Raw genomic sequence first — 26,960 nt, 5'->3', positions numbered from 1 at the left:
TTGACGCCTTGAGTGAATTATTATTGCGCTGCAACTGCAAAAGGCTTATCTCTGCGCCTGCAAATTGAAAGGATTCTCGTGATGCCGCATGATGGTCAGGATATGACGTTGAAAACCAATCCGATTCTGGCGGATCTTTTGGATCTGACAGCGGCATCCTTGCCCGCGGTGGACGATGTTTTGGCCCGCGCGAAAGCATCTGTGCGTGCATTGGTCGAGGATCAGGGGCGGGTTTCCGGCAAACTCATTGAGGATCATCAAACAGCGGCCCATGGTCTCGCCTGGCTCGCCACTTACGCGCAATCGCTGCACCAGATGCAGGATTGGGCGACGCGCTTGCAGGCGGCGGGCAAGTTTGGCGAGGTGGAGCAACTGATCCACCAGATCGCCTTTGGTGAATACCTTTGGCAGATCTATGGCGGCATCCAGATGAACCAGGGCGAAATGGTGCGCCTGCAGGATATGGGGCTGAACCAGGACGATATGCGCGCGCTGATGCTCCCTGCGGTGATGACGCTGACCCAATCGGGCAACACGCAGGCCGCGCGGATGCGGTTGGTGGAACTGATGGAAGAGCAATCGGCGAACATCACCGTTGGTGCATCGGGCCTGGATGAAGAGCTTGAGATGATCCGCGAACAATTCCGCCGTTTCAGCGTGGAAAAGGTGGAGCCCTATGCGCATGACTGGCACCTGAAGGACGAGCTGATCCCGATGGAGATCATCACCGAAATGGCCGAAATGGGCGTGTTCGGGCTGACGATCCCCGAGGAATATGGCGGTTTCGGCCTGTCGAAAGCGTCGATGTGCGTCGTGTCAGAGGAACTCTCGCGCGGCTATATCGGTGTGGGCTCTCTCGGCACACGGTCCGAGATTGCAGCCGAACTGATCATCTGCGGCGGCACCGATGCGCAAAAGGAAAAGTGGCTGCCGGGGCTGGCGTCAGCCGAGATTTTGCCGACGGCGGTCTTTACAGAGCCCAATACCGGGTCCGATCTTGGGTCGCTGCGAACCCGCGCCCGGAAAGAGGGCGATGACTGGATCATCACCGGCAACAAGACGTGGATTACCCATGCCGCCCGCACCCATGTGATGACCGTGCTCGCCCGGACCATCCCCGACACCGACAATTACAAAGGTCTGTCGATGTTTCTGGCCGAGAAGACGCCGGGTACGGATGAGGAACCGTGGCAGGATCCCGGTATTTCAGGTGGCGAGATCGAGGTGCTCGGCTATCGCGGCATGAAGGAATACACGCTCAATTTCGATGATTTTAAAGTGAAGGGTGAGAACCTTTTGGGCGAAACCGAGGGCCAAGGGTTCAAGCAACTCATGCAGACGTTTGAGTCCGCCCGCATCCAGACGGCCGCCCGTGCAGTGGGTGTGGCCCAATCGGCGCTTGATGAGGGGATGCGTTACGCCCAAGACCGCAAGCAGTTTAGCAAAGCGCTGATCAACTTCCCCCGTGTGGCTGGCAAGCTGGCGATGATGGCGGTTGAGATCATGGTGGCGCGGCAACTGACCTATTTCAGCGCGCATGAAAAGGACAATGACCGGCGCTGCGATCTGGAGGCCGGGATGGCGAAACTGCTAGGCGCCCGCGTGGCCTGGGCCTGCGCCGACAACGCGCTGCAGATCCATGGCGGCAACGGCTTTGCACTGGAATACAAGATCAGCCGGATCCTGTGTGATGCGCGCATCCTGAACATCTTCGAGGGCGCGGCGGAAATTCAGGCGCAAGTGATTGCGCGGCGATTGTTGGATTAGACGAGATAATTGCGCCGATCCGTCAACAGGCCGCGGGATGTCGATATGCCACCGCTTCCCGGGCACTTTGATGGTCCAAGGATATCAAGACGCCAACCTGCCGCACCAAACTTTGCCAAATCGACAGACCGGTGGAGCGGCCTGTCGATGGATCGGCGCGCTACGCGCTTGTCCCGATCCACATCCAAACCCCGACGCTACCTCAGACGCCCTATTGCGTCGACCAAACGGGCACGCGCACTGGGTATGGGTTTATCACCAAGGCTTTTGATCAGGCGATGTTCGATGAAATAGCCCGTCGTGCCCAACGCCGTGACAATCTCGGCATTCGTCGCCTCCCCCTGCCCGGCGAGTACTGGCGGCAATGGGAGCATCCGATCCGCCCATTCCCCGGCCCCGTCACGGCTGACCGCACGCCCCGACTTGGGTGACACATAGATCAGATCGTTATTCACACCGCGCACCGCGCAGGCAGAGAGATCAAGGCCAAAGCCCATCTCTTCCAGCAGCGCCTGCTCCCACCGCAGATAGGCGAGCGGCCAGATATCGGTCTGGCCAAGCAAATCCAGCAGATTGATCGTGCGGGCATAAAGCGTGGGGTGGCTTTCGCGTTCGGGCAAGACCAACGCCAAAAGCGCGCAGACTGCATTCAACCCCGCAAGCGCAAGCCTGTCCCCCATCGCCGCCGTGCGGCTGCGCACGGGTTCAACGGTAAACGACCCCAGATGGCTGTCGAGGCGCGCTTTCCACGTCACGGAGAGTTGCGCGCCCGGCTGCAGGATTGGCGCCACCTTTCGGCTGGTGCCACCGCGGACAACACCCGCATGGCGGCCATGGTTTTCGCTAAAAACCTCGATAATGACCGAGGTCTCTCCGAAGGGGCGCGTGACGAGCAAGACGCCCTCATCCGACCACTCAATCATATCTGTTGACCTGAGACATTATCACAGCTTCTGCCGCGGCATCGAAAGATGCAAGCGGCAGCGCGCGCGGAGAATCTCGGATGCCTCCGGCGGGAGTATTTGGGGCGAGATGATAAGGGGTTGTTAACCACGCGGGATCAGAGTGAGATCACGGCACAGGCTGGAGAGCCGATGGCCGCGCGAGGTGATAAGCGCGAGTTTGTCACTGGGGTGAGGTGATCATCATCTCGCCCCAAATACTCCCGCCGGAGGCATAAAAGTTATTCAAGCCCCGGTTCATCTAAAAGATGCCTGCCCTGCCTGTCCTCGACCTCAATCACCCACAGATCCGGATCGAAACCCCGTTGTTTGGTGATTGAGGCATCCACCTCCGCCTCGTCCCCTTCGGTCAGGACGACCCATTGCCGTGCGCCGGTCATCAGATCGAAACTGCGCTGGAAACAACAGGCCCGCCCGTCAAGCGTGTTGAGTTTGACCAGCACCGCCCCCGCCGTGCCGTCGCCGCGCTTGACGATGAAGGCCGGGATGTCCTTCAGGCGCAAGCGCGTGAGGTACGCTGAGACCCAGATCTCGGCGGTCAGTCTCAAGCGTTGCCATCTTTGAAATCAAGGCCCATTTCGGAATACCGTTCCGCCTCTTCCAGCCAGTTCGGACGGACCTTGACCTTGACGAAAAGATGCACGCGACGGCCCAGGAATTCTTCGAGTTCGAGACGCGCGGCCTGGCTGACGGCCTTGACCGTTTCGCCCCCTTTACCCAGCACGATCCCCTTATGCCCGTCGCGGGCCACGTAGATCAGCTGATCAATCCGGGCCGAGCCGTCCTTGCGCTCTTCCCAGTTTTCGGTCTCGACAGTCAGTTCGTAGGGCAGTTCCTGATGCAGACGCAGGGTCAGCTTTTCGCGCGTGACCTCTGCCGCGATCATGCGCATGGGCAGATCGGCGATCTGATCTTCGGGGTAGAGGAACGGTCCTTCCGGTACCTGCGCGGCGAGCCAATCCTTGAGCGTGTCGCATCCATGCCCCTTCTCGGCGGAGATCATGAATGTCTCGGCAAAGGGGTAAGCGTCGTTCATTTCCTTCGTCAGTGCGAGCAGGCTCTCCGATTTCACCTTGTCGATCTTGTTGATCGCGAGTGCCACAGGTGCATCCCCCGCCCGTTCAGCCAATGCTTCGACAATTGCTTTTACCCCGTCGGTCATACCGCGATGCGCCTCGATCATCAGCACCACCACATCGGCATCCGCCGCTCCGCCCCAGGCGGCGGCCACCATCGCGCGGTCGAGCCTGCGGCGCGGTTTGAAGAGGCCTGGCGTGTCGACAAAGATCAACTGCGCATCGCCCGCCATCGCAACCCCGCGAATGCGCGCGCGCGTGGTCTGCACCTTGTGCGTGACGATGGAAACCTTTGCACCGACCATATGGTTCAGAAGCGTGGATTTGCCTGCATTTGGCTCTCCGATCAGGGCCACAAAGCCTGCCTTGGTTGTCCCTTCTTTCATGTATCCACTTTCTTGAGCATCGCATCGGCAGCGGCCTGTTCGGCCTGCCGTTTTGAACCGGCACTTGCCTGTTCAGTGGGGCCGGAGGCCAGCCGCACCTCAATCGTAAACATCGGCTGGTGGTCCGGTCCAGTGCGGGCGATCTCGACATATTGCGGCGGCACCTCGCCACGGGCCTGCGCCCATTCCTGGAGTGCTGTTTTGGCGTCGCGGGCGTCGTCCGCCACATTGTGGATGCGTTTGCCCCATAATTTCAGCACGACCTTCCGCGCGGTGTCGAACCCAGCGTCCTGATAGATTGCGGCGATCACGGCCTCCATTGCATCAGCCAGCAGCGCCTCTTTGCGGCGACCACCTGATTTCATCTCGGACCGGCCAAGTTTCAGGACCGCGCCGAGGTCAATCTGGCGGGCGACATCCGCGCAGGTTTCCCGTCGCACTAAGGCGTTGTAGCGCGGGGCGAGTAGACCTTCGGGCGCGTTTGGATCGGCGTCGAGCAAAGCCTCGGCCATCACGAGGCCCAGCACGCGGTCCCCCAGAAATTCCTGTCGCTGATTATCGTCACGATGGGGGCTGGTGATCGAGGAATGGGTGACCGCGCGCACCAGAAGATCAGGCCGTGCAAATCGATAACCCAGCCGGTCAGAAAAGGCGGATAGGTCGGCGGAGAGCTTCACTCGAGAGCCTTGAAGAAGCGATCACCACGCCATGTCCAGAAGGCGAACATGGACCGGCCTGCGGATGAGAACATCACGCGATCAGCCCGACCGACGAGGTCCTTGCGCTCCACAAAACCAAGACCATTGCGGGTTTGCGGCACGCGGCTGTCGTTGGAGTTGTCGCGGTTGTCGCCCATGAAAAAGAACTGGCCTTCCGGCACGGTGAAGACGCCAGTGTCATCGGTCGACAGGCGGCTCGCGGGTTGGTCGATGATGTTGAGGATATTGTGTGTGGTGCCGCCGGGCAGCGTTTCGATCTGGCGGCTTTTGATACATTCCGCACCCGCGCCAACGGGGCTGTTTTCGCAGCGCGGCCGGAGACGGAGCGGGCCCTGCGGCTGCATGATTTCGGTGAAGACACCGGCATCCGCCACCTCAACAGGCGCATCATTGATGTAAAGCCGCCCGCCTTGCATCTGAACACGGTCACCAGGCAAGCCCACAAGCCTTTTGATGAAATCCATGCCGGTGACAGGGTGACGGAATACCACGATATCACCGCGTTCCGGGTCAGAGCCAAAGAGCCGATCCTCCCGGTTTTCGAACCAGCCACAGAAGTCATCAGCGCCCAGGTCGAGACCTAATTGCGGGATGCGGATCGACGGGCATGACGCGTAGGAATAGCCGTAAGCCATCTTGTTGACGAACAGGAAGTCACCGATCAGCAAGGTGTCTTTCATCGAGCCCGACGGAATCCAGAACGGCTGAAAGAAAACGGTCCGAAAGATGCCCGCAATCACAAGCGCCCAAAAGATAGTTTTGACCGTTTCGACAATGCCGCCGATAAACCCAGATTTTTCGGCCATTGCCTGATCCTTTAGTGGTTTTCAAGGGTACATGCGGTGGTGGACTGCGCCTGTCAAGCGATGGGGCGCGCCTCAATCACTACAAAGGCCTGTGCCCAGGGGTGATCATCGGTCAACGTTACGTGAATGATGGCTTCGTGCCCTTCGGGTGTCATCTGATCCAGCCTGTCCTTTGCCCAACCGGTGACGGCCATGACGGGTTGACCGGTGCGCAGATTAGACACGGCCATATCCTTCCACGAAATGCCCATGCGCAGGCCGGTGCCCAAAGCTTTGGAACAGGCCTCTTTCGCGGCCCAGCGCTTGGCATAGGTTCCGGCCACATCCTTCCGTCGTTCTGCCTTGCGCTGTTCAACCTCGGTGAAGACCCGATTGCGGAAACGGTCACCAAACCTCTCAAGCGTGCCCGCGATCCGTTCGATATTGGCAAGGTCGGTGCCAACGCCGAGGATCATCCGGGCACCTCAAGGTCGATGACCATGATGCCATCCGCCCCGCCGACACACAAATCGACCAAGCGCGCGCCAAGCGCGCTGTGGCGCGCATCGCCGGCGTAAGTCTGCAAGGCATCGGTGTCTTCAAATGTCCCAATAAAGCCGTAGGGGTAGTTTTGCGACTTTGCCTCAAGATCCCGGTTCGGCCCGTGTTCAAACGCCGAAAAACCGGGCAGGACACCGACCAATGCGGCGAGTTGGTCAAGGATGGCCTCGAGCTCCGCTGCATCGTGGTCATCCTTAAGGTTCAGCAGGACAATATGACGGATCATGGTGCACCTTTCCGATAGAACGGTTGATTTCTATGAGCGACACGCGCCTCATCTAACCACGCGCTTCATCCATTATGGTGCGCATCTCTGCGATGGCGGGGCCGAGGCCGCGGAAGATGGCTTCACCAATCAGGAAATGGCCGATGTTCAACTCAACCACTTGCGGCAGAGCGGCGACGGGACCAACACAGCCATAGGTCAGGCCGTGCCCGGCATGGACCTCAAGCCCGAGATCATCAGCAAAGGCGGCCATGTCGGTGAGTTTTTTCAACTCCTCATCGCGCTCTTCGAAGCGCTCTTCGGCGTGGGCGTCGCAATAGGCGCCTGTGTGCAGTTCTATCACCTCGGCCCCGATCCGGTGGGCCGCTTCGATCTGGCGCTGGTCGGCAGCGATAAAGATCGACACGCGACAGCCCGCATCCCGCAAGGGGGCGATGTAATGCGCAAGCGCGTTTTCCTCGCGCGCGACCTCCAGCCCGCCTTCGGTTGTGCGCTCCTCGCGCTTTTCGGGCACAATGCAGACGGCATGCGGTTTGTGGCGCAAGGCGATCTTTTGCATCTCGGCAGTGGCAGCCATCTCAAAATTGAGCGGCCCTTCCAGCGCCTCCATCAGCTTTTCGATGTCGGTATCCGTGATGTGGCGCCGGTCTTCGCGCAGATGCGCGGTGATGCCATCAGCCCCCGCTTCTTCGGCCATGATCGCGGCACGCACCGGGTCAGGCACCGCCCCGCCGCGCGCGTTCCGCACGGTGGCGACATGGTCAATATTCACACCGAGACGCAGTTTCTTTGTGGTCATCATCCGTCCCCCTTCGCAAGCGAACCTAGGACGTTGATGCGCCGTCGTCATCCACTGAAATGGTTTTTTTGGTGAGCTGTTCGAGCTTGGCCTGCAACGCCTTTTTGCGCCGCATCTGATAGGCCGAGATCACCGGCACCGAGAGGTAATAGCAGACGCCACCACAAATCACGCCGGGTATCAGACCGCCGATCAGATAGGGGTAAAACACCTCGTGATAAAACTCTGCCAGCCCATGCCAATCAGCGACGCGCGGCGTAAAGATGGCCAGGAAGTTGTGCCAGATATCCGAGAACGCGTTTCCAAATCGGCATCCCAACGAGCAATAGCCCGGTTCAAGGTCGCGCCCAACGCCGAATAATGCAGCGTTGAACGGCCGCCCCAAGAGCCAGTAGCCCGTACCAAGCGACGCGACTCCGATGGGAATGTACGTCAACGGGTTGCCAAAGAACGTGCCGAGAAGTGCGGCAAGGATATTCCCGCCCATCAGCCGCGCGATAATCGCAGCGCAGATAAAGTGAAGCCCGTAAAAGGGCGTGAAGGCTGTGAAGACACCCGCCGCGATCCCGCGCGAGATCTTTTCCGGTGTGTCGGGCAGCCGCCGCAGCCTGTGTTTGACATATTGCGCAGCCCGCGCCCAGCCGCCGCGAGGATAGAAGAAGTCGAAGACGACCCGCCAGATCGCCCGTCTATCCCTGCGTTTGAACACCACTGCGCGTTATCCTTACCTGCGCGACTAACCGCGCCCTGCACTCGCCAAACCTGGATCGCGATAACGCACGATGGACGACACGTTGTCTTCCGCCTCAAGTGCGGTCATCACCCGGTGCAAATGTTCCGCATCCCGTAAATCCACGTCGATCAAAAGCCTAAAGTAATCAGGTTTCCGATCGATAAACCTCAGGTCAGAGATATTGGCGTTCTGCTCGCCGATCAATGTGCAAATACGTCCCAACACGCCGGATGCGTTGACGATTGTGACATCGAAGGTGACGGTGTTGACCGCGCTATGCGTGCCTTCCTGCCAATGCAAGTCGAGCCAGCGGTCGGGCTGGTCTTCGTAATCGGCCAGGGCGGCGCAATCGATAGAGTGAACCACGACGCCGTGGCCGCGAAAGGTGATGCCCACAATCCGCTCACCCGGCACGGGCTGACAGCAGGCGCCGCGATGCTGCACCTGATCGGGTGAGAGGCCGATGACCGCGCGGCCCTGATCGATCTCGTCCCCATGCTGCTGTTCAAGTTCAGGATAGATGGCGCGGACAACCTCACGCCCCGTGATCTCAGCACTGCCCAGCCGGGCCAGCAACTCCTCTAAACCGTCGACGGCGAGGGCTTTGGCCGCAAGGCGCAGGGCCTTGTCGGTGCTTTTCTTACCGACATTCTCAAACGCCACACGCGCCAATTCGCGACCCAGGCGGATGAAGCGTTCGCGGTCTTCTTCGCGCAAGGACCGGCGGATCGCCGTCTTGGCGCGCCCCGTGACGGCGATGTCGATCCATGTGACCTGAGGTGTCTGACCCTCCGCGGTAATGATCTCAACCGATTGGCCGTTTTTCAGACGGGTCCAGAGCGGTACGCGCAACCCGTCCACCTTTGCCCCCACACAGGCTGATCCGATCCGCGTGTGGATGGCATAGGCAAAATCAATCGGGGTCGCCCCGCGCGGCAGCTTGATCACATCACCCTTGGGCGTGAAGCAAAAGACCTGGTCGGTATACATCTCAAGCTTTACGGCTTCGAGGAAATCCTCGTGATCCTGATCGTCGTCAAGCCGTTCTGTCAGCGATGAAATCCAGTGGACTGGGTCAACGGCAAAGCGGTTTTCGACCCGTTCGCCGTTTTTGTAAGACCAATGGGCGGCCACGCCGGTTTCGGCGACTTCATGCATTTCGCGGGTGCGGATCTGCACCTCTACCCGTTTGCCGTCACGACCAGAGACCGTGGTGTGGATTGAGCGGTAGCCGTTGGATTTCGGCTGGCTGATATAGTCCTTGAATCGACCGGGTACCGCCCGCCAACGCTGGTGGATGGCGCCAAGAGCGCGATAACAATCCGCCTCGGTCGCGGTGATGATCCGAAAGCCGTATATGTCAGAGAGGCGCGAAAAACCCTGATCCTTTTCCTGCATCTTGCGCCAGATCGAGTAGGGCTTTTTGGCACGACCCTGCACGTCGGCCTCGATATCCGCCTTTTCCAGTTCGACCCGCATGTCGGCGGTGATCTTCTGCACCACATCGCCTGTTTCGCGTTGCAAGGTGATGTAACGGCGCAAGATCGAGTTGCGGCCTTCGGGGTTGAGCACCCGAAAGGACAGGTCTTCGAGCTCATCACGCATCCATTGCATGCCCATACGGCCCGCAAGTGGTGCGAAAATATCCATCGTCTCGCGTGCCTTTTGCGCCTGCTTTTCAGGGCGCATCGACTTGATCGTGCGCATATTGTGCAGACGGTCCGCGAGTTTGACGAGCGTTACCCGCAAATCGCGGCTGGTCGCCATGAAGAGCTTACGAAAGTTCTCGGCTTGCTTGGTCTGTGTCGAGGTCAGCTGCAGGTTTGTCAGCTTCGTGACGCCGTCCACAAGATCAGCAATTTCGCGTCCGAAGCGCTTTTCGACCTGTGCGTAGGAAGCCTTGGTATCCTCAATCGTATCATGCAGCAGGGCGGTTACGATGGTGGCGTCATCCATCTGTTGACCGGCGAGAATTTCGGCAACGGCCACCGGATGGGTAAAATAGGGCTCACCCGAATGGCGGAACTGTCCGTCATGCATTTCCGCGCCGAAGAGGAAAGCATCGTTCAGGAGCGGTTGGTTGGTGTTGGGATTGTAGGTGCGGACCGTCGCGATCAGATCATCAGCCGTCGTCATGGGGTCCGCGCCTATCCATATCAGGCCGGGGTTGCGGCCTTATCGCTGTCCTTGCGCATCCATCAGCGCGCGCAGCAGTTTTTCCTCGGACATATCGTCTTCGACGGGTTTGTCCGTTTCGGCACCCATCAGAAGCGACATGCTGTCCTCTTCCGGTTCGTCAACCTCGATCTGGGTCTGGTTCGCCTCAATCATGCGCTCGCGCAGATCGTCGGCCTGCTGGGTCTCTTCTGCGATCTCGCGCAGGGACACGACAGGGTTCTTGTCGTTGTCGCGGTTCACCGTGATTGGGGCGCCTGCGGAAATCTCACGCGCACGATGTGCAGCAAGCATCACAAGCTCAAACCGGTTGGGAACTTTATCGACGCAATCTTCGACAGTGACGCGGGCCATGGACGTACTCCAACATGCAAATGGGGTCAGAAGCCGCTTATTTAGAGCGTTGTCAGGGCATTGACAAGCCCTGTATTCGTGGGGTCAAGCGGTCGTAATCGCCCCAATCGTCGTGTCCACAATCGCATAGAGCGTGGCGCGATCTGTCCCTGCTGCGGCAGACACGACCATGCCATTCACAATTGCCGTCAGAAAAGCCGCATGCTGGGCCAGAGGCCGTGGCGGCTCAGCCAAGTCTGCGTCCATAGCCAGAAGACGGGCCATGTTCAACGTAAAGGCGTGATTGGCACGGGCGATTGCCGCATCGATGCGCGGGTCCACCTGAGACATTTCGAGTGTCGTCCGACAGCGCAAACATCCGGGCGGGGCTGCTGTGTCTGTCAGCCTTTCCGCACTGGCCCGCAAAACCTGGTGCAAGGCTTCGCGTGCGGTCTCATTTTCTGCGATCGCCGCCTGCACGCGTAAATCAAAGCGTTCAGCATAATGGTCAAGCGCCACGACAAGCAGATCGGCCTTGTCACCATAAAACTTGTAAAGGCTCGCGCGGGCAGCACCTGTCGCCTGGCTCAGATCATCCAAGGACGCATCCGCAAACCCCTTGCGCCAGAACGTGTCCGTGAGGCCATCAAGAACGGTCTTTTCTTCAAAACCACGCGGTCTGCCACGCTCGGGTTTCGTTTGATCTCTTATTTGTGAACTCATCAGTATTTTATTCTAGCATCGATTTATGTATTGCTGAGTTCACAAATAGTCCGAAAGGGAAAAATTACCATGCTTCGCCAATGGAAAACCGCTGTCGTAGTGGCCGTGCTCGCTGGCTCTGCCTATGCGCAAGACATCGAAAAAATGACGCTCACCGACATGACACTCAACCCGCATCCGCAATTCGAGGATGTTTCGGCGGCATTTCTAACCGGGCGTTTTGATCAAGAGGGGCTCTACGCCGCAAACTCCGTCTTGGGCGCAGGCGCGGTCTTTCCGCCGCATCATCACAATGATGACAGGCTGTCCGTCGTCATAGAAGGGACCATGTATCTTGGTACGGGCGACACGGTTAACCCCGCCAATGAACAAGAGTTTCCCGCAGGCAGTGTCGCGCTTACGCCCGCGGGCACGGTACACTACATGGTCGCGCGAAGCGGTGATGTTCGCATCCTCGAAATCGGCTCCGGCCCCTCGGCAACGGACTTCTCCGAATAATGACAGCAAGGCGGTCCCGTTCGAGGGGCCACCTATGTCATGGCGACGACAGATGCGATATCGTGCGCATCGCGTTCGGCAAGAATCTCTTTGACCGTCTTATCCAGCAAGGGATGGCGCCAGTCAGCGGCAATATCGGCCAGCGGCACAAGGACAAAGGACCGATCCTGCAGACGGGGATGCGGCAGGATCAATTCATCAGGCGCCTGATCCTGCTGTTCCGTCAACGACAGGTTGCGCCAATACGCATGTGTTTTGGGGTCCGGCAAAACCCTGTCGCCCAGTGCGATCAGATCAAGATCAAGGGTCCGTTCTGTCCAACGAGCATTGCGAATGCGCCCGGCCTGCCCTTCGATCTGATGCAGGAGCTGCAGGATGTCTTGCGCGGTCCGGGTCGTCTTCATCGCAACCGCTGCATTTACAAAGTCGGGGCCTGCATCGGCGGGAAATGCCGGTGTGACATAGAGTTGACTTCTCATTAGGGGAGCTTGGGTCGACAATTCGAGCAATTCCACGGCTCGATTTACCGTTTCCGTCGGGTCACCCCATGGCGATTTCTCGTTGCTTCCCAATGCTATGAGCGCCATATCGCCGAACTGAGTCATATTCGCTACTTGCCAGTTTTGGGGAAAAAGCTAAGGTAACGAATGTTTTGCATGATGCAAGCCACTCAGCATGTCAGAAATGCAGGACGGGATTTGGAAGGATACATTGCATGTTTTATCGGGACGAGCGCTTAGCGCTCTTCATCGATGGTTCGAACCTCTATGCCGCTGCAAAGTCACTCGGGTTTGACATCGACTACAAACTGTTGCGTCAAGAGTTTATGCGTCGTGGCAAGATGTTGCGAGCTTTTTACTACACGGCACTGCTGGAAAATGATGAGTATTCGCCGATCCGGCCACTCGTGGATTGGTTGCACTACAACGGTTTCACAATGGTCACGAAACCGGCCAAGGAATACACCGACAGCATGGGCCGCCGGAAGGTCAAAGGTAACATGGATATCGAGCTTGCCGTCGATGCGATGGAGCTTGCGCCATATGTCGATCACGTCGTGCTGTTTTCCGGCGACGGTGATTTCCGCCCGCTGATCGAGGCATTGCAGCGCAAAGGCGTGCGTGTCTCTGTCGTTTCGACCATTCGCAGCCAGCCGCCAATGATTGCAGACGAGCTGCGCAGGCAGGCTGACAACTTCATCGAACTTGATGAATTGCGCGACGTGGTCGGTCGCCCGGCGCGCGAGCCACGGGTCAACACGCAAGAAGAAGTAACCGAGGAAAGCTAGGGCGCGGCCCTTATCGTGGTGCCTGTGCCAAGGCGCCACGGGCACGCGTGCTGGACCTTGGCGCAGCGACTCCTTAACTCTAGACTGAGTTGACCGGAGGCTGACATGCACAAACCACCGCTGACCCTCTATCTTGCGGCACCACGCGGGTTCTGTGCCGGTGTTGATCGTGCGATCAAGATCGTTGAAATGGCGCTCGAAAAATGGGGTGCGCCGGTTTTTGTGCGGCACGAGATTGTTCACAACAAATACGTGGTCGACGACTTGCGCGGCAAAGGTGCTGTGTTTGTCGAGGAACTTGACGAATGCCCTGACGATAGGCCGGTGATCTTCTCAGCCCATGGCGTGCCCAAATCCGTTCCCGCTGCAGCACAAGCGCGACAGATGGTCTATGTCGACGCCACCTGCCCACTTGTCAGCAAAGTCCATATCGAGGCGCAGCGCCACGCCGATAACGGTTTGCAAATGATCATGATCGGTCACGCAGGCCATCCCGAAACCGTTGGCACGATGGGACAATTGCCCGAAGGTGAGGTGCTGCTGGTTGAGACAGTTGAAGACGTGGCCACGGTCGCTGTGCGCGACCCTGAAAGGCTGGCTTTTGTGACGCAGACCACCCTCTCGGTTGATGACACGGCAGACATCGTTGCAGCACTGCAGGCACGCTTCCCGGCAATCGTGGGACCACATAAAGAAGATATCTGCTATGCCACCACCAATCGGCAGGAGGCGGTCAAGGCCATGGCGCCAAAATGCGACGCGATGCTGGTCGTGGGTGCACCGAATTCGTCAAACTCCAAACGGCTGGTTGAGGTCGGCGCGCGCGCGGGCTGCGCTTACGCACAATTGGTGCAGCGCGCCAGCGATATCGACTGGCGCGCACTTGACGGCATCGGGTCGGTCGGCATCACGGCGGGCGCATCCGCCCCTGAAGTACTGATCAATGAGGTGATTGAGGCATTTCGTGCGCGCTATGACGTCACAGTTGAAATGGTCGTCACTGCGGAAGAGAATGTGGAATTCAAAGTGCCGCGGGTCTTGCGAGAGCCCGCGTGACCCAGCGCGCCATTTATCCTCAAGGGGTGTCAGCCGCCGATATTCCGCTCAAGCTGTCGCCCGGGATCATCTCGAACGGACATCTTTTCCTGACAGGCATGACGGGCAGCGGCCCCGACCAGACCATACCGGACGACCCCGAGGCGCAATTTCACGCTGCCTTTCAAAAGATTACCGACTTGCTCCTAGCGGCAGATTTGGACTTTGGCGCCGTCGTCGAGATGACGAGTTACCATGTTGATCTTGAAGCGCATTTTGATGCGTTTAGCGCTGTGCATGCGCAATATGTCAAGCCGCCCCACCCCGCCTGGACTGCTGTCGAGGTTGCAGGATTACGCCGCAATGGCGCTTTGGTCGAAATCCGGGTGATCGCACGCGTGGATTGAGCCACGCAGTTTTTTCAGAAAAATCTGTGCCAAATCCTTTCACAAAGGATTTGAACCCAATTCTTATGATAAGAATTGCGCCCCGCCGAAACCACGCTAGGCTGTCGCCTATGATATCTTTGCAATTCCTTCTGACCGCGATTGTGGTCTGTATCGCCCCCGGGACGGGTGTGATTTACACGCTTGCGCTGGGACTTGGCCAAGGGCGCCGCGCGGCCATTGCTGCCGCCGTCGGCTGCACATTCGGGATCGTTCCGCATCTGGCGGCAGCAACGCTTGGCCTGGCCGCACTTCTCCATACCAGCGCTTTGCTCTTTCAGATCGTCAAGTTTGCGGGTGTCGCATATCTGCTTTACCTCGCATGGCAAGCGCTGAAGGCCGACGGCGCGCTTGCCGTTCGCGGTGAGACGACATCCACCCCAATGGTCAAAATCGCGATACGCGGCGCACTCATCAATATCCTGAACCCCAAGCTGTCGATCTTCTTTCTGGCATTGTTGCCACCATTCCTGTCGGGCAACCCCGCAACGGTCACCGCCGAAATGGTCTTGCTTGGTGCGATCTTCATGGCGCTGACTTTTGTGATCTTCGTGCTTTACGGCGTCTTCGCAGCATTTGCTCGTGACTGGCTCTTGCGCAGTGAGGCGGTGATGCGTTGGCTCAATCGCTCCTTTGCTGCAATATTTGCGGCACTTGGCCTTCGGCTTGCTTTTGAAAAGGCATGAGCGACTATCACACGTTTGAAGGCGAGGTCGTTCCAATGCCGTGGGGCAAGTCGACCTACACCGTCCTGCCTTTGCCAGATGAGATCGCCGCCGCGCTCCAATCCGAACGGGCAAAGCGTGTGGAGGGAGAGATCAACGATCATCCGGTTAATCTGGCGCTGACCAAGGCGCCCGTTATTGATCAGGTCTTTCTTTGGGCCGGGAAGTCGCTTTTGGACGAAATCGGCATCACACCCGGCGACCGGCTTGAGGTGCGGCTGCGCAAGGCAGACGATAGCGTTGACACGCCCGAGGACGTAATGCGCGCCCTCAGAGAGGCAGATATGACAGCAACCTGGGAGGCCTTCACCCCGGGCAAAAAGCGCGGCCTCTTGCACCAGATCAAGACGGCCAAACGAGCCGAAACCCGCGCCAAACGCATCGCCAAACTGATTTCTGATCTGACATGAACACAATCCCCCGCTCCGCACTGATACTTGGCCTCGCCGGGCTGATCCCGTTTCTGTGGGGTGCTGCAACGGTTCTATCGCCGGCATTGAATCAATGGGGCCTGATGAACCTAGGACCACGATTTTCCGGCTATTTTGTCGGTTTGCAATACGGAGTGATCATACTTGCATTCATGTCTGGCGTATTGTGGGGTTTTGCGACCAAAGCAACCGGACGGGCTGCGACGGCAGGGTACGTTCTATCGGTCATTCCGGCGCTATGGGCATTTTTTATGGTTGGTGCCGGTCCCGCTTCGAGCGCAGTCAACCTGATTGTCGGATTTCTGGCCTTGTTGCTGCTGGATTGGCATTTCTGGAAACTGGAACTCGCTCCACCATGGTGGATGCATTTGCGGGTCTTGCTTACGGCGATTGTCGTTGCCTCATTCCTGCCGTTGGTGATCTGAATGGTCGATGAACGGACAATCGCCTGGTATGACAATGCCGCCGCAGAATACGAAGAACTGGTGCGTACCGGTTCCGCAAGTGATCGGTTGCAGGAGTTTATGGCGCTTCTGCCAAAAGGCGCTTCGGTGCTAGACCTTGGATGCGGGCCTGCCATCGCCTCGGTTCACATGCGGGCGGCGGGATTTCGGCCTGACCCTGTTGATGCCTCGCAAGGGCTGATTGATCTTGCCAATCAGGCGCATGATATCAGTGCCCGCTATTTGACCTTCGACGATCTGGATATGGTTGCGGCCTATGACGGGGTCTGGGCGAACTTCTCGCTCTTGCACGCACCGCGCGCTGATCTGCCCCGACATCTGGCCGCCATCGCAACCGCACTGCGCGATCGGGGCGTGTTTCATATCGGTATGAAGGTCGGGACAGGGGAAGAACGCGACAGGATTGATCGTAAGTACACCTATGTGACGATCCCTGAATTACACGGTTTGCTGGAAGGCGCCGGGTTTGACGTTATCGCGGTTGAAGAAGGCGAAGAGCGTGGTTCTGCGGGCACCGTCGATCCCTTTGTGATCATGCGGGCGCGCAAGCGTGGCTGAGCTTTTTGCCTATACCGACGGCGCCTGTTCCGGCAACCCCGGCCCCGGTGGCTGGGGCGCGTTGCTGATCGCACGCGATGGTGACCGGGTGTTGAAAGAGCGGGAATTGAAAGGCGGTGCGGCTGAGACCACCAACAACCGTATGGAACTGATGGCCGCGATCACCGTACTTGAGACACTGGAGCGTCCGACAAAGCTCACTGTCGTGACGGACAGCAAGTATGTGATGGATGGCATCACAAAGTGGATCCATGGCTGGAAGGCAAAGAACTGGACGAAGAAGGGGCTCAAGAATGTTGAGCTCTGGCAGCGCCTGGATACGGCCGCAGCCCGTCACGATGTGACATGGGAATGGGTGAAAGGGCATGCGGGCCATCCGGAAAATGAGCGCGCGGATGAGCTTGCGCGCGCAGGCATGGCGCCCTTCAAATGAGTGCGCCGCTGCTTTTCCTGCCGGGCATGATGTGCGACGCACGACTTTACGGCCCGCAATTGGCCGTATTTTCGGCCACTCGTCCGGTCATGGTGGCGCCGTTTGGACTGCATGAAACAGTGGAAGAGATCGCGGCAGGGGTGCTGGCCCACGCGCCGCCACACTTTGCGCTTGCAGGCCTGTCCATGGGCGGCATCGTCGCGATGGAGGTGATCCGCCAGGCGCCGGAACGGGTCACCCGTCTGGCGCTGCTGGACACAAACCCCAAAGCCGAAGACCCAGCCATTGCCGCGCGGCGCGAGCCGCAGATTGCAAAGGTTCGCGAAGGGGGATTGCGCACTGTGATGCGTGACGAGATGAAGCCCAACTACCTGACCGATGGTCCGAACACAGGCGCGATCCTCGATCTCTGCATGGCCATGGCGGAAACACTCGGCCCAAAGGCGTTCATTTCCCAATCTCGCGCCTTGCAGTCCCGCCCCGATCAGCAAGACACGTTACGCCGCATCACCGTGCCAACCTTGGTCCTGTGTGGTAAGGATGATGCGCTCTGCCCACTGCATCGCCATACGCTGATGCACGAACTTGTTCCCGGCTCTACGCTGACGGTGATCAAGGGCGCAGGGCATCTTCCGACGCTGGAACAACCTGATGCAACGAACGAGGCGATTGGCGCATGGCTGACCCGATAATCCCCGACGACCTTCTTGCACTCTTACAACGGGTTGATACGCCAACCGTCTGCAACGCGATCGAAGTGGCGCAGGGCAAACGTGGGTTTGATGCCTTCACCAAGGGCACCATGCAATGCTCGGCACCCGGTGAGGTCATGGTGGGCTTTGCTCGAACGGCCAAGATCGCAGGACGCGAACCGCCGAATGATGCCCCCGATGTGATCCGCGCGCGCCGTTTGGATTACTTTCGCGCCATGGCCGCGGGGCCCCGTCCAACCATAGCGGTGATCGAAGATGTGGACTTTCCCCATTGTGTCAGCGCCTGGTGGGGCGAGGTTCATACAAATGTGCATAAGGGCCTCGGCCTGAACGGCGCGCTGACGAATGGCGTGATGCGCGATCTGGGTGATCTGGCCGCAGGGTTCCCGGTGGTCGCTGGATCAATAGGGCCGTCTCATGCCTTCGTACATGTTCGCGAGCTGGGTACACCTGTGACAGTGTTCGGATTGCAGGTACAACAAGGCGATCTCGTCCATGCCGACCGACACGGCGCTTTGATCATCCCGCCGGACGTCATCCCTGATCTGAAAGCCGCAATTGAAAAGATGTGGGCGGGGGAGCAGATCATCCTCGGCCCGGCAAAAGAACCGGGATTTGATCTTGAAAAGCTGTTGGCCGCCTGGGCAGACTTTGAAAGGGCGCGGACCTGAGGCGCCAAGCCCCATTGCTGCAGATGTTGGGCAAGCTGGTTGGGCAGGAACCGCGAAACTACGAAGGCAGCTGAATTCGCAGTGCTTCATTGGCGTCGCGCACAACAAATTCCTGTTTTACGTGCCGCAGTACACGTCGTTGGCCGCCGAAGGCCACCATGTCCTCGGCCCAGTCAAGGCTCACCCATTTGTAGCCGCTGTGTTCCGGGTTCAAGACAATCTCGACGTCGTAATCCACAAAGGCTACGAAAACCGGCACAAGTGTAATCGCGTCGCGATGCGGCTCGTAAAACTGCTCGCAGATATCGGCAGAGTAGAGCCGCAGCGGGCTCAGCCCCGTTTCCTCGCGCATCTCACGCAATGCGGCTTGCCAGGCTGTTTCCTCTGCTTCAATCGTGCCGGTGACCTGGCACCATTCCCCCATAAGTGTGGCGCTGCGCTGCAAAAGCAGCACCTCGGCCTCTCCCGCCACTTCCCGCAAAATGACCAACGAGACCGAGAAGGACTGGATCGGAAGGTCAGCCATCGTCCTCGCTGACCTTGAGCACGATCTTTCCGATATGCGCGCTGCTTTCCATCCGTGCATGCGCTGCGGATGCATCGGCCAGCGCGAATTCCTGATCCATGACCGGCGCGATCTGACCATTGGCGAGCAATGGCCAGACATGCGCGCGCAGCTCATCCGCGATACGCGCCTTGGCCAGGTCAGTTTGCGGGCGCAAGGTTGATCCGGTGAAGGTCAACCGCCGCGTCATGAGTTGGACCATGTTCAGTTCGGCTTTCATCCCTTGCAGAAATGCGATCTGGACCAGTCTGCCATCGTCAGCGAGTGCTTTGAGGTTGCGCTGCATATAGGGGCCGCCGACCATGTCAAGGATGACATCTGCACCGCCTTCGGCTTTCACTTTTTCAACAAAGTCGTCCTCTCTGTAGTTGATGGTGATCTCAGCCCCCAAATCGCGGCAAGCGGCACATTTTTCGTCCGATCCGGCGGTGGTGAAGACCCGCGCCCCCTTTGCGCGCGCCAATTGGATCGCTGTGGTGCCAATCCCTGATGAACCGCCATGGACGAGAAACCGCTCTCCCGCGTTCAGACCACCGCGCATGAAGACATTGGACCAGACCGTAAAGAAAGTCTCGGGAAGGCACGCCGCCCGCTTTGACGACATGCCACCCGGCGCCGGGAGGCAGTGCACGGCAGGTGTCGCCACATATTCCGCATAACCGCCACCGGGAAGAAGTGCGCAGACCCGATCACCGGCCTTCGGTGAGGTCACACCGGCGCCAACCGCCACGACCTCGCCTGCAGCCTCAAGCCCGGGCAGGTCACTCGCACCCTTGGGTGGGTCATAAAGCCCCGCGCGTTGCAGCGCATCGGGGCGATTGACGCCAGCATAATGGACCTTGAGAACGACCTGATCATACGCGGGTTCGGGCATGGGCCTATCCGTCAGTTTCAGGACTTCGGGCCCGCCGGGACGCGTAATCTCAATCGCTTTCATCATAATAACCTTCTCGTCTTCAGCCATCTATGCGGCAGGACGCAGGCAAACACAAATTGCATCGGGCAAATGATCAAGATGGACGGGGCATATCGGCTTACTGTTCGCGCCAGATTCCCGGCAAATCACCCCGCGGGGTGCCGCTGGGTGCTTTGATGCCTGCCATGATCCGCGCGAGCGGAGTAGTGAAAGGTTTCAGAATAGTACTGTCATTAACGCGGGCCTTCACTTTCTCGAACTGCATGACGTCAGCGATGCGCCGGTCAATAAATGCGTTCGTCGCCTGCCCGTCGAGACTGTCATCGCCCAACCAATAAAGCACGACGGAGGCATAGACACCGGACAATGTCAGGCGTTTTGTATACCAGTTGCCATCGGTGGACGTGTCGCCAAGCGCAGTCCAGATCTGATCTGCCGTGCCCCAGATCAACTGCGTGCCCAAAGGCGCCATATGGGGGAGCGCAAACAGCGTCATGCCGCGCCGGACCGCCTCTTTATCATCAATCGCTGCAAGGCGCAGACGGATGGCGTGCGCGACGCGATCGCGGAACCGCATTGTTGTCAGGTCTTCCTCACCAAGCGCAGCCACCATTTGCGTATCCCCACGTTCGTGAAATGCAACCGCAAGGTCCACCGCCCCGCGCGGACAGGCCGCCTCGGCAGCGGCGCGGCCGAGGCCGGTGTCCTGGATGGCTGCAGAGAAAGCTGCCGGTGACCAGCCATCAAATGCCACATGCGGCAGGATTGCGTCGAGAAGTTGCTCTTTGATCGGATCGCTTGGCATGACATCCTCTCTCGTCCAATGGCACTGGACAAAATAGCCCGTGTTTGCTATCTGCCCACTTCCTGCAATTTTTGCAAATCCAACTTAGAAAGGTGGTGTCAACCACATGCAGGTAAGTGTTCGTGATAACAACGTCGATCAGGCGTTGCGTGCTCTGAAGAAAAAGCTTCAGCGTGAAGGCGTGTTTCGTGAAATGAAGCTAAAGCAGCATTTCGAAAAGCCGTCGGTGCGCAAAGCACGCGAAAAGGCCGAAGCGATCCGCCGTCAGCGTAAGCTGGCGCGGAAAAAGCTGCAGCGCGAAGGTTTGCTGTAAAGCGGCTCACGCGATTGGCGCGACGATCATACCCCCGGCTGAGCGATCAGGCGGGGGTTTATTTTATGCCGCGCGGGTGACTGGGGCACCCTCTTGCAACTTGAAATCGTCAATCAGCGCGGCAAGCTGCTCGGCATGTTGGGCGATATCTTCCGACGCGGTACTGGTATCGTCGGCCATCACCATGTTCTTTCCGGCCAGATCGTTGATCAGATTCATCGCTGATGAAAGGCTCCGCAGGCTACCAATCTGGCTTTCAGAGCGTGTTGCGACACTCCCCAGCACATCGTCCACTTGCATGATTTCTTGCACAATCTCTTGCAGCGCTGCACCCGCTTCGTCCACGAGCGTGCCGCCTTCCTGAACGTGGACCCGGCTTTCGTCGACCAGTGTCTTGATCTCAAGCGAGGCGTCACTGGCCCGCTGCGCCAATGCGCGCACCTCAGAGGCAACAACGGCAAACCCGCGTCCTGCAGCGCCCGCGCGTGCCGCCTCGACACCGGCATTCAGCGCAAGAAGATTCGTTTGGAATGAGATATCCTCAATCATTTCGATAATCGCGCCGATCTGATCAGATGAGGAACGAATGCGCCCCATCGCCTCAACAGCGCTTTGTGTCAGATCAGCCGATTTCGTGGCTGCGGTGCGCGCATTGCCGGCGAGTGAGGTTGCTGACTGGATTTCCTGACCGAACACCTCAACCTCGGACGACAAGTCTGTCACCTTGTTGGTCGTGTCCTGAATCGTCTCCAGTTGTTCGGTGGAGCGCTTTGTCAGATCAACGGCTGACGACTTCATGCTGTGGGAAGAGGCATCAAGCTGCCGAATGGTCGTTGCAATAGCGCGCAAAACCGAACGCAACCGATCCGAGGCGGCATTAAAGTCGCTGCGAATGGTGTCATATTCCGTATCAAGCGGCTGTTCGAAATGACAGGTCAGGTCAGCCTGTGCAAGCGCGGCAAGCCCTTCGGTAACGAGTTCCACGACCTTACCATGTTTTGCATTGAGTTCGGCCTCATCACTCGCCTTCATCTCTTCGGCTTCGCGCCGCATGGCCAGCGTTTCCTGCTTGAAATGATAAATAGCGCGGGCCATGCGGCTGATTTCATCCTTGCGATCAATGCTGGGAACCCATTTCGAAAAGTCGCCCTCAACAAAACCATAGACAATCACGGTGAGCCGTTTGATCCGCCAGATCATCCATTCAAAGCTGCCGATCGCAAATGCCCCAACACACAGGATCGATGCGATGCCGAACCAAATAAGGAATCGCTCGTCCTTTGCTGTTTCCGCTTGCAAACCTGCCGCGATCACGTCGATTTGCTGTGCCTTCGCGATCTCGGCGTTGCGCAAAACTTCAATCCATGCGGTTGACAACTGAAACCATTGCGGCGCCGTGAGGTCGCCGAAGTCACCTGTGGTGTGCCCGCGTGAGATGATGTCACGCGCGTTCTGTAGGGCCGTGAAAGCAGGGGTCTGATAGAGCGCGTCGAGCTCAGCCATGCTGCGGCGTCTTTTTGCGGTTTCAAGCAAAAGCGCCGTCTGCGCACCAGCATGCTGTTGAAATGCCCGGTAAACCTCGGTTGAGAAACCGCCGCCAATGCCCGTAGCGCCCATTGCACGTTCAAGACCTGCACGCTCTTTCGCGGCGGCAAGCAAGGACCTTGAGGCCTTCAGCGCCTCTAGTGAACCATCCACGCCTTCGCCGCTAAGCGGATAGGCAACAAGCAAAAGATCATTGATAATCGCAGTGTAGTAACCCGCCATTTCCGGAACTGTTACGCGCAGTTCAAGCACTTGCCTGCGCATATTGCGCAACCTGTCAAGCGCTGCGGATGCTTGAGAGAATTCGGTACTCCGCTCTTCCACCAGGAGCGGCGTATCGTTCAGCGCCATGGGTAGAACCGCTAACGTCGCCTGATGCTGTTCAACCAGTGAACCGCGAAAATTCGCGCCCGATGACGCAATGAAACCAGCGGAGTAGCCGCGTTCCTTCTGAAGTTCATGGATCAGATCGTTAATGTGACTCTGCTGCGCGGCCTGTTCCGCCGCAAGCACTGCGTTTTGTGTCTGACTGTTTGCATCGTCCAATACGCGGGACGCAAAGTAGGCAGACAATGCCAAAAGCGGCACGATGATAAAAACCATTACCAAACGAAGTTTCATGGGTTTGCCCGAATAAATTGTATCACTCTTGTGATTTCACAAAGCCCCTAAGGCTTCGTGAACAGCCCAAGGACCGTCACGCTGTCAGGGGCAGGAAGACGTGAAAATACCACGCAAATTCAACATTACCTGAAACGCTGGCATCCACGGCTGCTCCCTATATCGGCGCGTACAAGAGCGAATCGAGCACCTTGCGCGGGTTTTCTCCCTTTCCGCGTCGCACCTTTCGAATTTTGTCACGACCAAACTTGGGCGCGTTGCGCGCCATTGCAACAAAGGAACCACGGATGCATTTCATGAACAAATCAGCCATTTTTGCGCTGATGGGGCTTATTCCAACTGCCGGCCTGGCCGACTTTTCGGGCGCCTATGGTGGCTTGAGCATCAACAGCGTTAGCGGCACAACAACATTTGGAGACGAGCTGCTCGTTTTTGGTGATACAGAGCTTGGATTGGGCATAAAAGAAGATACCGCTTTCGGCGGTTTCGGCGGGTATCAAATTCAAAGCGGGAATTTTGTCTATGGCGGCGAGATCGCGTTGACCAGTGCTGCCGATGGTGGCCTTGCCGGTATTCAGATCGAAGGGCTTGATACGCTGACCACTGATATCAAGGGTCGCGTCGGTTATGTCCTGAATGATCGTGTGATGGCCTATGGCACAGCGGGCTTTAGCCGGGTTGACGTGGATCTTGGTTCACTCGACGCGCAAGAAGACCTTGAGGCTGACGGTTTTATCATTGGTGTCGGGCTAGACTATCTGGCAACAGACAGCATTGTTTTGGGTGCCGAGTTCACCAACCGGCAAGTTGACGGTTCGGTCGCAGATACAATCTTTGCCGAAGAACTTGACGTTGAGCTTGACGTGCAGTCTTTGGCGTTGCGCGCAGCATTCAAATTCTAACTCCCAAGGCCACTCACGGCCGAAACCGCGCGGCTGTCCCTCGCAGCCGCGCGGTTTTTTGTTCAAAGCGTGATGCGGAACTGTGCAAAGCCGGTTTCGCTTTGCCCCGCTTCTTCGATTGTTACACCCGGCACGCTGTCGGCATAGGCCGCACCGGCGGGGCCAGTTTCGAAGATCACGGTCGTACCCTCCATTGGCGCGAAGGACCAGTTGCCGTCGGCGCGTGGGCTCACCGTGCCCTGCTCGACAATATACCGGACGATGACGTCGCGGTTCGTATCAGGCCCTTCGAAGATGACCGTTGAACCATCAGCGCCGGGGAAAGACCCACCGCCCGAGGCGCGGTAGTTGTTGGTCGCCAGGATAAACTCTTGATCGGGTGCGATGGGTGCGCCATCAAATTGCAGATCGATGATCCGGTTCGCGTCCGGGTTCACCACGGCCCCGTCCCGGTCGAACTTTGCTGGCTGCGACAAGTCGATCTGATATGTCACGCCATCAATCACGTCGAAGTTGTAGCTGGGGAAGTCCGGATTCAAGAGGACGGCATCGCTTGCCCCCGCTTCGACCTGATTGAACATACCCGCGCTACGCTCCAGCCAGTCCTTGATCTGGGCACCGGTGACTTTCACAGCGCGGACGGTATTGGGGTAAAGATAGAGGTCGGCGACATTCTTGATTGCGACGTCACCCACCGGTACGTCTGTGAAGTATTCCGGTCCGCCGCGCCCACCGGCCTTGAACGGTGCCGCCGCAGACAGGATGGGCAGCCCTTCATATTCCGTGCCAACCATCTGATCCTTGATGTACCACATCTGCGCGTTGGAGACGATCTGGACCGATGGGTCATCGGCGACCAGCGCGAAGTAACTGTGCAGCGCGGCATCCGTTTTGCCCACGGCAGTCCGGACATAGGCAAGCGTTGCGTCGTGTATATCCTGCACTGAGTCGAGCACCGGCTGGTAGTCACCCACAAGCGGCGTGATGCTCCGGTCTTCTTCCCGCCGCGAAATCGGGCGCGCCTCGGATGTATGAGACAGAATGCGCCAGCCATTGCCGTCACGCTCCAGAAGCAGATCGACCAGGCCCATATGGCTGCCCCAGAAACCGGCCATGACGCCAGGTTTGCCACCGATTGTGCCAGCGGCGGGGTCGACGCCCGCCCAATCGTCGTAGTTCGACGATGGGAAGACGAGATGGCTGTGCCCTGTGAGGATCGCATCAATCCCGTCCACTGCGGCAAGCGGGATCGCAGCATTCTCCATCCCGTCTTCATGGTCGGCCGCACCGATCCCCGAATGGGCCAAGGCAACGATGATATCAGCCCCTTCCTCTTTCATTCGCGGGACATAGGCGCGGGCGCTTTCGATGATGTCGCGCGCCTGTACGTTGCCTTCCAGATGCTTCCGATCCCAGTTCATGATCTGCGGCGGGACAAAGCCAACGAGGCCGATCTTGATCGGATGCGCGGTGCCATCACCATCGACAATCTCGCGGTCGAGGATCGTATAGGGCGGCACAAGGGTTGTATCCGCCGTGGGGGAGGCACCCATTTCCTTGACCACATTGGACGAGATAACGGGGAAAGCCGCTCCCGCGACGGACTTCATCAGGAACGAAATCCCGTAGTTGAATTCGTGATTGCCGAGCGTCGAGGCATCAAAGCCCAGCGTATTCATGGCCGTGATGACCGGGTGCATGTCGCCTTCGGCCATGCCACGCTCATAAGCGATATAGTCGCCCATCGGGTTCCCTTGCAGGAAGTCCCCGTTGTCGAGTAGCAGCGAATTGGTTGATTCAGCGCGCACATCCTGAATGATGCTGGCCGTACGCGACAGGCCCACAGTATCGACCGCGCGGTCGGCGTAGTAGTCATAAGGAAAGACGTGAACATGCAGGTCCGTGGTTTCCATCAGCCGCAGATGCGCCTGGTTGGGCGCGGCATTGGCCGAAAACGGATGCAACGCGATCAGGCCCGCAGACCCAGCGATGAAATGACGTCGGTTCAGTTGAATTGGCATTGTGAAGCTCCCTCTCCAGTACGGACAGGTTAGACCCTTGCTGCGTGATGTCACAAGTTGATGATGATGGACTTGCCCGATGAGAGCCTGGTGTTGACTTGCAAAGCAGCATTGCCAGAGGTTCATGTCCGCGAAACTGGCCTTCTGCAGTGATACCGCTGCATTCAAGAGAAGCTGAGTGTTCAGAACCGGAGGGTTAACGACTTTAAATGTCCACTTTGCGGGTATTCGGTTGAAAAGCTTTAGTTGATCGGGAGGTAAGTCGCTGCTTCAATTTCTCTTGTAGGGAGGGGTGGCGATGATGGGACCGAAGCAGGAAGCACAGGCAGCGTTGTTCTACGAGTTCTCGCTGAAGGACCATCTTCCACAAGATCACCTTCTGCGCTCGATTAATCGGTCCGTCGATCTAGGTAGCATCCGGGCACATCTATCAGGTTTCTGAAGCCACACTGGCCGTAGATCCAGAACTTCTGATCCGGATGTTGCTGGTTGGGTACTGCTTTGGCATCCGGTCAGAGCGGCGGCTCCGCGAAGTGGTGCATCGGAAACTCGCGTAGCGCTGGTTTCTTTAGGTGGGCATGTTTCGTCAATTCCTTTTCTTGGGCCTTCTTAGGATCAGCGACGCTCGAAAGGGTTCAGGCTTCTTTTCGTGCTCGACACCCGGCGATGTCGGCGGACATGATGGGGTGTGAAGGGTCGGACTGGCCTGCTGCCGGTTTCGTGGACGCCGAGATACGGTGTTTATGAAACTGGAGAATCTACATG

General features: G+C 58.2%; 32 protein-coding genes and 1 pseudogene. 15 read left to right on the top strand and 18 right to left on the bottom strand.

From position 1 onward, the window contains the following. Positions 1 to 81 precede the first annotated feature (81 nt). Entirely contained in the window at positions 82 to 1,767 is a 1,686-nt protein-coding gene (locus SLH47_RS17040) for an acyl-CoA dehydrogenase family protein (protein ID WP_320241053.1), read from the top strand. 197 nt (positions 1,768 to 1,964) lie between these two features. On the opposite strand, the gene recO is transcribed toward SLH47_RS17040, so the two are convergent. The 12 genes from recO to SLH47_RS16980 form a co-directional block, all read right to left on the bottom strand. Beyond that, the gene (gene recO / locus SLH47_RS17035) at positions 1,965 to 2,690 is read right to left on the bottom strand and encodes a DNA repair protein RecO (RefSeq protein ID WP_320241052.1); all 726 of its coding nucleotides are present in this window, start codon (positions 2,688 to 2,690) and stop codon (positions 1,965 to 1,967) included. Between the two features lie 260 nt (positions 2,691 to 2,950). Next, positions 2,951 to 3,277: a DUF1491 family protein gene (locus SLH47_RS17030; RefSeq protein WP_320241050.1), complete on the bottom strand. Its 327-nt coding sequence runs from the start codon at positions 3,275 to 3,277 to the stop codon at positions 2,951 to 2,953. Then, positions 3,274 to 4,191: a GTPase Era gene (era, locus tag SLH47_RS17025; RefSeq protein WP_320241048.1), complete on the bottom strand. Its 918-nt coding sequence runs from the start codon at positions 4,189 to 4,191 to the stop codon at positions 3,274 to 3,276. Before era ends, SLH47_RS17030 begins: the two co-directional genes overlap by 4 nt. Next, the gene (gene rnc, locus SLH47_RS17020; protein WP_320241046.1) at positions 4,188 to 4,868 is read right to left on the bottom strand and encodes a ribonuclease III; all 681 of its coding nucleotides are present in this window, start codon (positions 4,866 to 4,868) and stop codon (positions 4,188 to 4,190) included. Before rnc ends, era begins: the two co-directional genes overlap by 4 nt. Further along, positions 4,865 to 5,716 (bottom strand): signal peptidase I, encoded by an 852-nt coding sequence (gene lepB, locus SLH47_RS17015; RefSeq protein WP_320241044.1) that lies wholly within the window; start codon positions 5,714 to 5,716, stop codon positions 4,865 to 4,867. The genes rnc and lepB overlap by 4 nt, the downstream gene beginning before the upstream one ends. 53 nt (positions 5,717 to 5,769) lie before the next feature. Then, positions 5,770 to 6,171, bottom strand: a complete 402-nt coding sequence (gene acpS, locus SLH47_RS17010; RefSeq protein WP_320241043.1) for a holo-ACP synthase — start codon at positions 6,169 to 6,171, stop codon at positions 5,770 to 5,772. Then, complete coding sequence (locus tag SLH47_RS17005; protein ID WP_320241040.1) at positions 6,168 to 6,482, bottom strand: Dabb family protein; 315 nt, start codon at positions 6,480 to 6,482, stop codon at positions 6,168 to 6,170. The genes acpS and SLH47_RS17005 overlap by 4 nt, the downstream gene beginning before the upstream one ends. Before the next feature lie 52 nt (positions 6,483 to 6,534). After that, a complete protein-coding gene (locus SLH47_RS17000; RefSeq protein WP_413785654.1) occupies positions 6,535 to 7,284 on the bottom strand; it encodes a pyridoxine 5'-phosphate synthase in 750 nt (249 codons plus the stop codon). 22 nt (positions 7,285 to 7,306) lie between these two features. Next, positions 7,307 to 7,993, bottom strand: a complete 687-nt coding sequence (locus SLH47_RS16995) for a DUF2062 domain-containing protein (protein WP_320241035.1) — start codon at positions 7,991 to 7,993, stop codon at positions 7,307 to 7,309. 24 nt (positions 7,994 to 8,017) lie between these two features. Further along, positions 8,018 to 10,150 carry a bifunctional (p)ppGpp synthetase/guanosine-3',5'-bis(diphosphate) 3'-pyrophosphohydrolase gene (locus SLH47_RS16990; protein ID WP_320241034.1) on the bottom strand — a complete coding sequence of 711 codons (2,133 nt, stop codon included), beginning with the start codon at positions 10,148 to 10,150 and terminating at the stop codon, positions 8,018 to 8,020. Between the two features lie 39 nt (positions 10,151 to 10,189). Then, the gene (rpoZ, locus tag SLH47_RS16985) at positions 10,190 to 10,543 is read right to left on the bottom strand and encodes a DNA-directed RNA polymerase subunit omega (protein ID WP_320241031.1); all 354 of its coding nucleotides are present in this window, start codon (positions 10,541 to 10,543) and stop codon (positions 10,190 to 10,192) included. 84 nt (positions 10,544 to 10,627) lie between these two features. Beyond that, positions 10,628 to 11,245 (bottom strand): TetR/AcrR family transcriptional regulator, encoded by a 618-nt coding sequence (locus SLH47_RS16980; RefSeq protein ID WP_320241026.1) that lies wholly within the window; start codon positions 11,243 to 11,245, stop codon positions 10,628 to 10,630. Between the two features lie 69 nt (positions 11,246 to 11,314). Between SLH47_RS16980 and SLH47_RS16975 the strand changes: the two genes are divergently transcribed. Then, positions 11,315 to 11,743: a cupin domain-containing protein gene (locus SLH47_RS16975; RefSeq protein ID WP_320241025.1), complete on the top strand. Its 429-nt coding sequence runs from the start codon at positions 11,315 to 11,317 to the stop codon at positions 11,741 to 11,743. A 32-nt stretch (positions 11,744 to 11,775) separates the two neighbouring features. Here SLH47_RS16975 and folK read toward each other — a convergent pair whose 3' ends face one another. Further along, a complete protein-coding gene (gene folK / locus SLH47_RS16970; protein ID WP_320241479.1) occupies positions 11,776 to 12,330 on the bottom strand; it encodes a 2-amino-4-hydroxy-6-hydroxymethyldihydropteridine diphosphokinase in 555 nt (184 codons plus the stop codon). A gap of 128 nt (positions 12,331 to 12,458) precedes the next feature. Between folK and SLH47_RS16965 the strand changes: the two genes are divergently transcribed. The 10 genes from SLH47_RS16965 to SLH47_RS16920 all read left to right on the top strand — a co-directional run bounded on the left by SLH47_RS16965 (position 12,459) and on the right by SLH47_RS16920 (position 18,507). Continuing rightward, positions 12,459 to 13,031: an NYN domain-containing protein gene (locus SLH47_RS16965; protein WP_320241023.1), complete on the top strand. Its 573-nt coding sequence runs from the start codon at positions 12,459 to 12,461 to the stop codon at positions 13,029 to 13,031. A 105-nt stretch (positions 13,032 to 13,136) separates the two neighbouring features. Beyond that, entirely contained in the window at positions 13,137 to 14,087 is a 951-nt protein-coding gene (gene ispH / locus SLH47_RS16960; protein ID WP_320241022.1) for a 4-hydroxy-3-methylbut-2-enyl diphosphate reductase, read from the top strand. Next, the gene (locus SLH47_RS16955) at positions 14,084 to 14,473 is read left to right on the top strand and encodes a RidA family protein (protein WP_320241020.1); all 390 of its coding nucleotides are present in this window, start codon (positions 14,084 to 14,086) and stop codon (positions 14,471 to 14,473) included. The genes ispH and SLH47_RS16955 overlap by 4 nt, the downstream gene beginning before the upstream one ends. A gap of 110 nt (positions 14,474 to 14,583) precedes the next feature. Then, positions 14,584 to 15,198: a LysE family translocator gene (locus SLH47_RS16950; RefSeq protein ID WP_320241018.1), complete on the top strand. Its 615-nt coding sequence runs from the start codon at positions 14,584 to 14,586 to the stop codon at positions 15,196 to 15,198. After that, positions 15,195 to 15,647, top strand: a complete 453-nt coding sequence (locus tag SLH47_RS16945) for a YdeI/OmpD-associated family protein (RefSeq protein ID WP_320241017.1) — start codon at positions 15,195 to 15,197, stop codon at positions 15,645 to 15,647. Before SLH47_RS16950 ends, SLH47_RS16945 begins: the two co-directional genes overlap by 4 nt. Then, the gene (locus SLH47_RS16940) at positions 15,644 to 16,093 is read left to right on the top strand and encodes a DUF3429 domain-containing protein (RefSeq protein WP_320241016.1); all 450 of its coding nucleotides are present in this window, start codon (positions 15,644 to 15,646) and stop codon (positions 16,091 to 16,093) included. Before SLH47_RS16945 ends, SLH47_RS16940 begins: the two co-directional genes overlap by 4 nt. Beyond that, positions 16,094 to 16,690, top strand: a complete 597-nt coding sequence (locus SLH47_RS16935; protein WP_320241015.1) for a class I SAM-dependent DNA methyltransferase — start codon at positions 16,094 to 16,096, stop codon at positions 16,688 to 16,690. After that, on the top strand, positions 16,683 to 17,123 hold the full coding sequence (rnhA, locus tag SLH47_RS16930) for a ribonuclease HI (RefSeq protein WP_320241013.1): 441 nt from the start codon (positions 16,683 to 16,685) through the stop codon (positions 17,121 to 17,123). The genes SLH47_RS16935 and rnhA overlap by 8 nt, the downstream gene beginning before the upstream one ends. Then, positions 17,120 to 17,815, top strand: a complete 696-nt coding sequence (locus SLH47_RS16925) for an alpha/beta fold hydrolase (protein WP_320241011.1) — start codon at positions 17,120 to 17,122, stop codon at positions 17,813 to 17,815. Before rnhA ends, SLH47_RS16925 begins: the two co-directional genes overlap by 4 nt. Continuing rightward, positions 17,800 to 18,507 (top strand): RraA family protein, encoded by a 708-nt coding sequence (locus tag SLH47_RS16920; protein WP_320241009.1) that lies wholly within the window; start codon positions 17,800 to 17,802, stop codon positions 18,505 to 18,507. The genes SLH47_RS16925 and SLH47_RS16920 overlap by 16 nt, the downstream gene beginning before the upstream one ends. A gap of 58 nt (positions 18,508 to 18,565) precedes the next feature. Here SLH47_RS16920 and SLH47_RS16915 read toward each other — a convergent pair whose 3' ends face one another. From SLH47_RS16915 to SLH47_RS16905, 3 genes are all read right to left on the bottom strand, one after another. Next, the gene (locus tag SLH47_RS16915; protein ID WP_320241008.1) at positions 18,566 to 19,033 is read right to left on the bottom strand and encodes an NUDIX hydrolase; all 468 of its coding nucleotides are present in this window, start codon (positions 19,031 to 19,033) and stop codon (positions 18,566 to 18,568) included. Further along, positions 19,026 to 20,009 carry an NAD(P)H-quinone oxidoreductase gene (locus tag SLH47_RS16910; RefSeq protein WP_320241478.1) on the bottom strand — a complete coding sequence of 328 codons (984 nt, stop codon included), beginning with the start codon at positions 20,007 to 20,009 and terminating at the stop codon, positions 19,026 to 19,028. Before SLH47_RS16910 ends, SLH47_RS16915 begins: the two co-directional genes overlap by 8 nt. A gap of 97 nt (positions 20,010 to 20,106) precedes the next feature. Further along, the gene (locus SLH47_RS16905) at positions 20,107 to 20,793 is read right to left on the bottom strand and encodes a COQ9 family protein (protein ID WP_320241007.1); all 687 of its coding nucleotides are present in this window, start codon (positions 20,791 to 20,793) and stop codon (positions 20,107 to 20,109) included. A gap of 106 nt (positions 20,794 to 20,899) precedes the next feature. On the opposite strand from SLH47_RS16905, the gene rpsU reads away from it, so the two are divergent. Then, entirely contained in the window at positions 20,900 to 21,106 is a 207-nt protein-coding gene (gene rpsU, locus SLH47_RS16900; RefSeq protein ID WP_008231221.1) for a 30S ribosomal protein S21, read from the top strand. 63 nt (positions 21,107 to 21,169) lie between these two features. On the opposite strand, the gene SLH47_RS16895 is transcribed toward rpsU, so the two are convergent. Then, positions 21,170 to 23,272: a methyl-accepting chemotaxis protein gene (locus SLH47_RS16895; RefSeq protein WP_320241000.1), complete on the bottom strand. Its 2,103-nt coding sequence runs from the start codon at positions 23,270 to 23,272 to the stop codon at positions 21,170 to 21,172. Positions 23,273 to 23,568: 296 nt separating this feature from the next. Between SLH47_RS16895 and SLH47_RS16890 the strand changes: the two genes are divergently transcribed. Continuing rightward, positions 23,569 to 24,174 (top strand): outer membrane protein, encoded by a 606-nt coding sequence (locus SLH47_RS16890; RefSeq protein ID WP_320240999.1) that lies wholly within the window; start codon positions 23,569 to 23,571, stop codon positions 24,172 to 24,174. Between the two features lie 62 nt (positions 24,175 to 24,236). Here the strand turns inward: SLH47_RS16890 and SLH47_RS16885 are convergent, their stop codons facing one another. Next, complete coding sequence (locus SLH47_RS16885; RefSeq protein WP_320240997.1) at positions 24,237 to 26,195, bottom strand: bifunctional 2',3'-cyclic-nucleotide 2'-phosphodiesterase/3'-nucleotidase; 1,959 nt, start codon at positions 26,193 to 26,195, stop codon at positions 24,237 to 24,239. A 298-nt stretch (positions 26,196 to 26,493) separates the two neighbouring features. On the opposite strand from SLH47_RS16885, the pseudogene SLH47_RS16880 reads away from it, so the two are divergent. Then, positions 26,494 to 26,749, top strand: a pseudogene (locus tag SLH47_RS16880) (transposase); the annotation flags it as partial. Between the last annotated feature and the right edge of the window lie 211 nt (positions 26,750 to 26,960).

This window comes from Cognatiyoonia sp. IB215182, assembly GCF_033963905.1.
In the GTDB taxonomy this organism is placed as follows: Bacteria; Pseudomonadota; Alphaproteobacteria; order Rhodobacterales; family Rhodobacteraceae; genus Yoonia.
This window is presented reverse-complemented; position numbering and strand designations above follow the sequence as displayed.